The sequence below is a fragment of the Paraburkholderia sp. genome, assembly GCF_035656215.1.
GTDB lineage: Bacteria > Pseudomonadota > Gammaproteobacteria > Burkholderiales > Burkholderiaceae > Paraburkholderia.
In genome coordinates this window covers 1-7,173 of sequence record NZ_DASRSY010000108.1, presented here as the reverse complement: position 1 = coordinate 7,173, position 7,173 = coordinate 1, and the positions used below count along the sequence as shown (strand labels likewise).

Genomic DNA, 7,173 nt, shown 5'->3' with positions numbered 1-7,173 from the left:
GTACAAGGCCCTGTCGGTACGTTGTGCCGCCGGGTTAGTTTAATCACTAGCCTTAATGAGGCTTGAGCCGTATGCGGGGAAACTCGCACGTACGGTTCTTAGGGGGCGGCGGCGCAGCAATGCGCCGCTGCTACCCGACTGTTTCGCGCAACCTCAGCCAAACGGACAATTCAGCCCGATTTCGCCCCGACTCAGCCAATAACCCGCAACGGTGCGCCCGCAGCTCAGCCGTGAATCACCACCAGCAGCGCTTTCGCCTCACCCTTTCCTGCGTTGCGGATCGCGTGCGGCTCGTCGGCGACATAGCGCGCGGTGTCCGCGGCCTTGAGCCGCTTCGTCGCGCCCGCCGCTTCGATCTCGATCGAACCTTGCAGCACAGTCAGATGTTCACGCGTGCCGGGTTCGTGCGCGTTGGACACGAGCGCCCCGCCTGCTTGTAACGTTAGCTCGTACCACTCGAATTTGCCGGCCAACTCGATCGGCCCCCAGACCCGCAACTGATACTTGGCCTCATGGCCGCTCAAAGTCGGGATGTCGTGCGGACCGGAGACGGAAATCGCTTCCGGCGCCTTTTGCGGCGCGAACAGCGAATCGAGACTGACGCCGAGCGCGTTTGTCAGACGCCAGGCGACCGCGATCGTCGGATTGGCCTTGTCGCGTTCGATCTCCGAGAGCATCGATTTCGACACGCCCGCCGCGCGCGACAGGTCATCGAGCGTCATGCGCCGCTCGGCGCGCAGGCGCTGAATCTGCTCGCCGACGCGAGGCGGCGCCGCGATTGCCGGGACCGTGTTCGCGCCAGGAGTGGGTGCCGCGTTGGCTGCTGCGCGGCGGATTCCCGAACTTGCCATTTACTGACCTATCGTTTAGAGTTGTTCGACATACCGGATTTTAGTTCGGAAAAACGAAAATATCCGATAAAACTGACAGCCGACTATAACAGGCCGCCTCGTCGTCGACCATGCCGCAAGTGCTGAACATGTCGCCCACAGGCGCACCACCCTTTCAGGAGTCTGGTTCATGCGTGACCTTTACCTCGCCCATCTGCGCGGCACCCTCGAGCAGATTCGCGCTGACGGCTTTTACAAGAACGAGCGCGTGATCGCCAGTCCGCAGTCGGCTGATGTGCGCCTCGCGAACGGCACGGAAGTGCTGAATTTCTGCGCGAACAACTATCTCGGTCTTGCCAACGACGAACGGCTGATCGAGGCCGCGAAACAAGGTCTGGATAACGATGGCTTCGGCATGGCGTCGGTGCGCTTCATTTGCGGCACGCAAACCGTGCATAAAGACCTCGAAAAAGCGCTAGCCGCATTCCTGCAAACCGACGACTGCATCCTTTATTCCAGCTGTTTCGATGCGAACGGCGGTCTGTTCGAAACGCTGCTCGACGATAACGACGCAATCATTAGCGACGAGCTGAACCACGCGAGCATCATCGACGGCGTGCGGCTTTCGAAGGCGAAGCGCTTTCGCTACAAGAACAACGATCTCGCCGATCTCGAGGCCAGGCTGAAAGAAGCCGATGCCGCCGGCGCGCGCTTCAAGCTGATCGCCACCGACGGCGTGTTCTCGATGGACGGCATCATCGCCAACCTCGCGGGCATTTGCGATCTGGCAGACCGCTACGGCGCACTGGTGATGGTCGACGATTCGCACGCGGTCGGTTTTGTCGGCGAACATGGACGCGGCACGCCGGAACATTGCGGCGTGCTGTCGCGCGTCGACATCATCACCGGCACGCTGGGTAAAGCACTGGGCGGCGCCTCGGGCGGTTACGTTGCCGCGCGACAGGAGGTGATCGATTTACTACGTCAACGCTCGCGTCCGTATCTGTTTTCGAACACGCTGACGCCGAGCATTGCTGCCGCCTCGCTGAAAGTACTCGAATTGCTCGCCAGCGAAGAAGGCGCGCAACTGCGCGCGCGCGTGCGTGAAAACGGCGCGCATTTCCGCCGTGCAATGAGCGCGCTCGGCTTCACGCTCGTGCCGGGCGAACACCCGATCATTCCGGTCATGCTTGGCGACGCACAACTCGCATCGAACATGGCCGACGCGTTGCTGAAGGAAGGCGTGTACGTGATCGGCTTCTCGTTCCCCGTGGTGCCCAAAGGCCGCGCGCGCATCCGTACGCAAATGAGCGCCGCGCACACGCCGGAACAAATCGATCGAGCCGCCGACGCATTCGCGCGCGTCGGCCGTCAACTCGGCATTATCTGAAGCGGAGGCGCACATGAAAGCATTGGCAAAACTCGAGCGCGCGCCGGGCCTCACGCTGACGGATGTGAAGAAACCCGAAGTCGGTCACAACGACGTGATGATCCGCATCACGCGTACCGCGATTTGCGGCACCGATATCCATATCTGGAAATGGGACGACTGGGCACAAAAAACGATTCCGGTGCCGATGCACGTCGGCCACGAATACGTCGGTGAAATTGTCGAAATGGGTCAGGAAGTGCGCGGCTTTGCGATCGGCGATCGCGTGTCGGGCGAAGGGCATATCACCTGTGGTTTCTGTCGCAACTGTCGTGCGGGGCGTCGGCACTTATGCCGCAATACGGTGGGCGTTGGCGTGAATCGTGAAGGCGCATTCGCCGAATACCTCGTGATTCCCGCATTCAACGCGTTCAAGATTCCGCCCGAAATCTCCGATGATCTCGCCGCGATTTTCGATCCGTTCGGTAACGCCACGCATACGGCGCTGTCGTTCAACCTCGTCGGCGAAGACGTGCTGATCACCGGCGCCGGCCCGATCGGCATCATGGCGGTGGCGATTGCGAAACACGTCGGCGCACGCAATGTGGTGATTACCGACGTCAACGACTATCGCCTTGAACTCGCGCGCAAGATGGGCGCGACGCGTGCGGTGAACGTCTCGCGTGAATCGTTGAGCGACGTCATGGCGGATTTGCACATGGCCGAAGGTTTCGACGTCGGACTGGAAATGTCAGGTGTGCCGAGCGCTTTCACCAGCATGCTCGAAGCGATGAACCACGGCGGCAAGATTGCGCTGCTCGGCATTCCGCCCGCGCAGACCGCGATCGACTGGACTCAGGTGATTTTCAAAGGCCTCGAAATCAAGGGTATTTATGGCCGCGAGATGTTCGAGACCTGGTACAAGATGGTCGCGATGTTGCAAAGCGGTTTGGACCTGTCGCCGATCCTCACGCACCATTTCAAGGTCGACGATTATCAGGAAGCGTTTGCCACGATGCTCTCAGGCGAGAGTGGCAAGGTGATTCTCGACTGGACCGCTGCGTGAGCTGAAAAACGGCACGCTGCAGAAGCAGCCACTGATACGAAACGCCCGCACCGCGCTCACGCGCCTGCGGGCGTTTTAACGAACTCAGCCTGAACGCGTACATGAATATCGTCGCCGACAGCCGGATACCACGTCGCCAAACCGAACTTCGCGCGGCTGAAATGACCGTCCGCGGAAAAGCCGAGCGTATCTTTTTTCGTGAGCGGATCGGGTGCAAAACCGTTGAAGGTCACGTCGAGTGTCACGGGTTGCGTGACGCCATGAATCGTCAGATCGCCAGTCAACGTGCCGCGCGATTCGCCGGTGCGCTCAAAGTGCGTGCTAGCGAAGCGCACCTCCGGATAGCGCGACACGTCGAGCATGCTGTCGCTTTTCACCATCTTGTCGAGTAGTGGCACATTTGTATCGATGCTCGCGGCGTCGATCGTGATCGTCGCGCTACTCCTGTCCAGTCCGCCTTCATTCCAGTCGAGCTGCCCCTGCTTGCGGTCGAAACGCATGGTGAAGCGCGAATACTTGAAGTGATCGATGTCGAAGGTAATGCTGCTATGGTCGGGATCGATCTCGTAGCGTCCGGCCGGCACGCGGGCTTCGTTCTGGCTGACCGTATGCGTGAGTACTTGCAGAGGCGTACAGGCCATCGCCGTTAGCAGCGTTGCGCTGAGAAGCGTACGTACAAACGTTGCGCGGACAGTAGAGCGATTCATGAAATTCGTTCCGGTTGTTCGATTGTCACCACGATAGCAGTAAGCGCACCCAACCTGCAGAAGCGCACAAAAACTTGACGAGGGAGAATGATCGTTCTACTCTTCGGCCATGGCTACTCAAAACCCAACTGAACTGGCTGCGCCCGGCAGCGCGCGTGAAAGGCTGCTCGACGCCGCAGAAGCGCTGATCTACGCCGGCGGTATTCATGCAACCGGTGTCGACGCGATCGTCAAGCAGTCCGGCACCGCGCGCAAAAGCTTTTACACGCATTTCGAAACGAAAGACGCGCTGGTCGCCGCCGCGCTGGAGCGGCTCGACGAACGCTGGATGAACTGGTTTATCGCGGGCACGCTGCGGCATGGCAAGACTGCGCGCAAACACCTGCTCGGCATGTTCGATGTGCTGCGCGAGTGGTTTGCGTCGGAGGATTTCCATGGTTGCGCTTTTCTGAACGCTGCCGGCGAAATTGCCTCCGCGGATGATCCGATCCGGATCGTCGCCCGTGAACATAAGGAACGCCTGCTCGCGTTCGTGCGAACCCAGTGCGATGAATACGCGGCCGAGTCGGGCATGGACGCCCGCCGCGTCGCGCGCTTGTCGCGCCAATGGCTGATCCTGCTCGACGGCGCGATCGCCGTAGCGCTGGTAAGCGGCGAGGCCGACGCCGCGCTCGACGCACGAACCGCGGCAGAAGCGTTGCTCGATACCGAGTCTGTAAGCGAATCGGCACAACTCGCAGACAAATCCACAAGCAGATCCCCAAGCAAACGACCGCCGTCCCGGCGCACCGCAACCTGACTGAGGAGCCACAATGGTCGACCCAATCGAAACCCGCCCGCCCCTACCGCCGTTCACACGCGAAACCGCGATCCAGAAGGTGCGCGCCGCGGAAGACGGCTGGAATACCCGTGACCCCGAACGCGTGTCGCTCGCGTACACGCCGGATAGCGTCTGGCGCAACCGTGCCGAGTTCACGCATGGACGCGCGGAGATCGTCGGACTGTTGCGCCGCAAATGGGCAAAAGAATTCGACTACCGCCTGATCAAGGAACTGTGGGCGTTCACGGATAACCGCATCGCCGTACGCTTTGCCTATGAATGGCACGACGACTCGAACAACTGGTTCCGTTCATACGGCAACGAGAATTGGGAGTTCGACGAGCATGGACTGATGGCGCGCCGTCACGCCAGCATTAACGATCTGCCGATCCGCGAAGCCGACCGTCTTTATCATTGGCCGCTCGGCCGCCGTCCCGACGATCATCCGGGCCTATCCGACCGCGGCCTTTAGACCTTTCTCAGGCATTAATGGTGGACACCTGCCACGTGTTCACCGCTCTGCCATCGGTTCTCCGTTATGGTTGCATCTGCGTCGCGGGGCACGTCCTGTGCCCGCGCGCCCGAGCGTGTCCTCCACATCGCCAGTGCGGGTTGAGGTACAGTGCGCGACGGACGGCAAGCAGAAATACCTCGAACATAGACGACACCGGCGCTCGATCGGTGACGGAGATCTCATGCATTTTCGGCAGATAAAGAAGCAGATTCGACACACGACCGTGGCGCTTGTCGCGAGCGTGGCCGCGGCGTCCGCGGCGCATGCGGCCAACTGGTGCGAGAGCGGCGTATGGGTCGATGCAATGCTCGGCTCGTATCACATCAACCCGGACCCGAACACGCATTTCGAACAGTTCAATCCTGGCCTCGGCGTCGAATGTTGGCTCAACAATCAATGGGCGGTGACTGCCGGCGGCTTTCGCAACTCTCTGCGGCGGCCTTCTTATTATGGCGGTGGCATGTGGGCGCCGGAATTCGCGCACTGGGGCATTGTGCGGATCGCGGCGATGGGCGGGATCATCTCCGGCTATAACTACGGCAACTGGGGCTTGGGCCGTAACCATACGATCGGGCCGGTGGTCGCGCCGATCGTGATGGTTGAATACAAACGCGTCGGGGCTAACTTCATTGTGATTCCGCCGATCCCCTCGGATGATCTTCCCTTCACGATCGGGTTTCAGTTGAAGCTGAAGTTCTAGTAAAAGGTTTGGTTTTTTGTTTGCGGGTTGGGCTTTCGACTGATTCCCGCGCTAGCGTTTTTGCGGGGGAGTTTGCGAAGGTGAGGTTTTTCGGGAGCGTTGTTGCCGAAGGTTCGAGGGGCGTGATCGATACGGGTTTCAGCTCCTGGAACTCCTCACCATCCTGGAAACACTCACCTTGACGCGCGATTCGACGACACTAGGTGCTTTGGCGAACGCGAACATCGGCGCCGCGCGCGCTGCGTTCTTCCCGAAGATCGAGTTGACGGCTTCAGCCGGTACATCGAGTTCGACGCTGTCTGGTTTGTTCAAGGCGGGCACAGGCGCCTGGGCGTTTGCGCCGACCGTGTCGGTGCCGATCTTCGATTACGGTAGCAACAAGGCATCGCTCGACGTCGCCAAAATCGAGAAGGAGATCGAGGTGGCCGATTACGAGAGCACGATCCAGACAGCCTTCAAAGAGGTCGCGAACGCGCTGACTGCGCGCGCGACTTACGTCGATCAGGTGGAGGCGGATCGCGAATATGTGGCGTCGTCGCAGCGGTATTACACGCTTGCTCAGGTGCGCTACAAGGCGGGCACGGATAGCTTCCTCACATTCCTCGACGCGCAACGCACGCTCTACACCGCGCAGCAGCAACTCGCGACGGATAGTCTGTCGCGGCAGTCCAATCTCGTGACCTTGTACAAGGTGCTGGGTGGTGGTTGGGAGGGAAGCTAAAAACCGATAGGTGAGGAAATTCGGGAGTCGGCGCGGTGAGAATAGTACTACCTGTCTGCCCACTCCAGATTCAAAGGTGAGGAGATTCGGGAGCGCGCAATAAGGTGTTCAAGCGCGTGCCTGTGGAGAACGCGGAGCACCTGATCGCGTATGCCAATGTCCTGTGGTCCATGCCGCAACGCGAATATCACTACGTGGCCACTGACCTGTTAGCACGCAAATGGAAGGCGCTTGCGATTGCGGACATCGCGCATCTGCTCACGCTCGCCCAGCGCAACGCCTGGTGGGATTCGATCGATCCGCTGGCGGGTGTGGTGGGCGATGTGCTGAAAGCCGCGCGAGCGCAGATGCCGCAAGCGCAGGCTTCGATGGATGCGGCGCTTTTGCATGAATCGCTGTGGGTTCGCCGCATCGCGATGATTCATCAGCTCGGCTGGCGCGATCAG

Annotated in this window: 8 protein-coding genes and 1 pseudogene; 7 read left to right on the top strand and 2 right to left on the bottom strand. The window is 60.3% G+C overall.

Annotation, left to right across the window (positions count from 1 at the left end):
• Positions 1–224: 224 nt before the first annotated feature.
• Positions 225–851, bottom strand: a complete 627-nt coding sequence (locus tag VFE81_RS06160; protein ID WP_325043743.1) for a helix-turn-helix domain-containing protein — start codon at positions 849–851, stop codon at positions 225–227.
• 169 nt (positions 852–1,020) lie between these two features.
• On the opposite strand from VFE81_RS06160, the gene VFE81_RS06155 reads away from it, so the two are divergent.
• Both VFE81_RS06155 and tdh read left to right on the top strand, forming a co-directional pair.
• Positions 1,021–2,220, top strand: a complete 1,200-nt coding sequence (locus tag VFE81_RS06155) for a glycine C-acetyltransferase (RefSeq protein WP_325043742.1) — start codon at positions 1,021–1,023, stop codon at positions 2,218–2,220.
• A 13-nt stretch (positions 2,221–2,233) separates the two neighbouring features.
• Positions 2,234–3,265 (top strand): L-threonine 3-dehydrogenase, encoded by a 1,032-nt coding sequence (tdh, locus tag VFE81_RS06150; protein WP_325043741.1) that lies wholly within the window; start codon positions 2,234–2,236, stop codon positions 3,263–3,265.
• A gap of 56 nt (positions 3,266–3,321) precedes the next feature.
• Here tdh and VFE81_RS06145 read toward each other — a convergent pair whose 3' ends face one another.
• Positions 3,322–3,972, bottom strand: a complete 651-nt coding sequence (locus tag VFE81_RS06145; RefSeq protein ID WP_325043740.1) for a YceI family protein — start codon at positions 3,970–3,972, stop codon at positions 3,322–3,324.
• A 109-nt stretch (positions 3,973–4,081) separates the two neighbouring features.
• Here VFE81_RS06145 and VFE81_RS06140 point away from each other — a divergent pair, with 109 nt between their 5' ends.
• From VFE81_RS06140 to VFE81_RS06120, 5 genes and pseudogenes are all read left to right on the top strand, one after another.
• Positions 4,082–4,771 carry a TetR/AcrR family transcriptional regulator gene (locus VFE81_RS06140; RefSeq protein WP_325043739.1) on the top strand — a complete coding sequence of 230 codons (690 nt, stop codon included), beginning with the start codon at positions 4,082–4,084 and terminating at the stop codon, positions 4,769–4,771.
• A gap of 13 nt (positions 4,772–4,784) precedes the next feature.
• Complete coding sequence (locus VFE81_RS06135) at positions 4,785–5,264, top strand: nuclear transport factor 2 family protein (RefSeq protein WP_325043738.1); 480 nt, start codon at positions 4,785–4,787, stop codon at positions 5,262–5,264.
• 223 nt (positions 5,265–5,487) lie between these two features.
• Complete coding sequence (locus VFE81_RS06130; RefSeq protein WP_325043737.1) at positions 5,488–6,006, top strand: hypothetical protein; 519 nt, start codon at positions 5,488–5,490, stop codon at positions 6,004–6,006.
• 211 nt (positions 6,007–6,217) lie between these two features.
• A pseudogene (locus tag VFE81_RS06125) lies at positions 6,218–6,727 on the top strand (TolC family protein); the annotation flags it as partial.
• 104 nt (positions 6,728–6,831) lie between these two features.
• Positions 6,832–7,173, top strand: a 342-nt coding sequence (locus VFE81_RS06120) for a DNA alkylation repair protein (protein ID WP_325043736.1), incomplete at its 3' end; no start/stop codon positions are given.

Excerpts from the sequence above, each read along its gene's own strand:
- VFE81_RS06130 (WP_325043737.1), top strand. The coding sequence starts at position 5,488 with ATGCATTTTCGGCAGATAAAGAAGCAGATTCGACACACGACCGTGGCG.
- tdh (WP_325043741.1), top strand. The coding sequence starts at position 2,234 with ATGAAAGCATTGGCAAAACTCGAGCGCGCGCCGGGCCTCACGCTGACG.
- VFE81_RS06160 (WP_325043743.1), bottom strand. The coding sequence starts at position 851 with ATGGCAAGTTCGGGAATCCGCCGCGCAGCAGCCAACGCGGCACCCACT.
- VFE81_RS06155 (WP_325043742.1), top strand. The coding sequence starts at position 1,021 with ATGCGTGACCTTTACCTCGCCCATCTGCGCGGCACCCTCGAGCAGATT.
- VFE81_RS06140 (WP_325043739.1), top strand. The coding sequence starts at position 4,082 with ATGGCTACTCAAAACCCAACTGAACTGGCTGCGCCCGGCAGCGCGCGT.
- VFE81_RS06145 (WP_325043740.1), bottom strand. The coding sequence starts at position 3,972 with ATGAATCGCTCTACTGTCCGCGCAACGTTTGTACGTACGCTTCTCAGC.
- VFE81_RS06135 (WP_325043738.1), top strand. The coding sequence starts at position 4,785 with ATGGTCGACCCAATCGAAACCCGCCCGCCCCTACCGCCGTTCACACGC.